The organism is Herbiconiux daphne, assembly GCF_024979295.1.
In the GTDB taxonomy this organism is placed as follows: Bacteria; Actinomycetota; Actinomycetes; order Actinomycetales; family Microbacteriaceae; genus Herbiconiux; species Herbiconiux daphnes.
Genome location: NZ_JANLCJ010000554.1, coordinates 1 through 604, shown reverse-complemented (window position 1 = coordinate 604; position 604 = coordinate 1). Strand labels below are relative to the sequence as shown.

Sequence of the window (604 nt, the reverse complement as noted above, 5' to 3'; positions counted from 1 at the left end):
AGATTTACAAAACATTAACTTTGTAAAGATCAAAAATAAGTGTTGTAATTGGAATCGAAAGGCGTATAATTCTTTGCATAGGGGAAAGAAATTAATCTTTCCAAACTGTTAAAATTAAAGTAAAGGTAAATAAAATGTACATTATTATGCTTATTGTTGTTGCAATCGTTGCATTAGGTTATAGCTCAAATGGTAGCAATTATAAAAAAGCAACACAGTTTGTTGCATTATGTGGCGGTAGTGTAGCAGTTGCGTTAATCCCTTTAATCACAATGATTGCAGTTGTTAAATTCATCTTCTTCTGAGGTAACAAAAATGAAACGTTATCAATTAATTATCATCGTGTTAGGTTTTTTGGCGGCGTCTTTTGTGGGTAGTTCTAAAGCGGCTGATACACAAGTTTCTTTCGGTGGCGCTCAATATGTACAGACAAGCGAGGCGCAAAGCACTGATACCGGTGTAAGTGTTAATGTTAGTTTCTCGTTTTAATGTTATTTTACAGCGTCTTACAGTGAGTAATTAAAGGCGCTGAATAAATAGCACTAATTGCTAAAGACATATTTAATAGCTAGTAAATACTCTTTTGCATAGGGCGAACAAATAA

General features: G+C 33.4%; 2 protein-coding genes. Both read left to right on the top strand.

Annotated elements, in window-relative coordinates:
* Positions 1 to 146: 146 nt before the first annotated feature.
* Positions 147 to 305: a hypothetical protein gene (locus tag N1032_RS26410; RefSeq protein WP_259543617.1), complete on the top strand. Its 159-nt coding sequence runs from the start codon at positions 147 to 149 to the stop codon at positions 303 to 305.
* Positions 306 to 315: 10 nt separating this feature from the next.
* Positions 316 to 489 (top strand): hypothetical protein, encoded by a 174-nt coding sequence (locus N1032_RS26405; protein ID WP_259543616.1) that lies wholly within the window; start codon positions 316 to 318, stop codon positions 487 to 489.
* The last annotated feature ends 115 nt before the right edge of the window (positions 490 to 604 follow it).

Excerpts from the sequence above, each read along its gene's own strand:
- N1032_RS26405 (WP_259543616.1), top strand. The coding sequence starts at position 316 with ATGAAACGTTATCAATTAATTATCATCGTGTTAGGTTTTTTGGCGGCG.
- N1032_RS26410 (WP_259543617.1), top strand. The coding sequence starts at position 147 with ATGCTTATTGTTGTTGCAATCGTTGCATTAGGTTATAGCTCAAATGGT.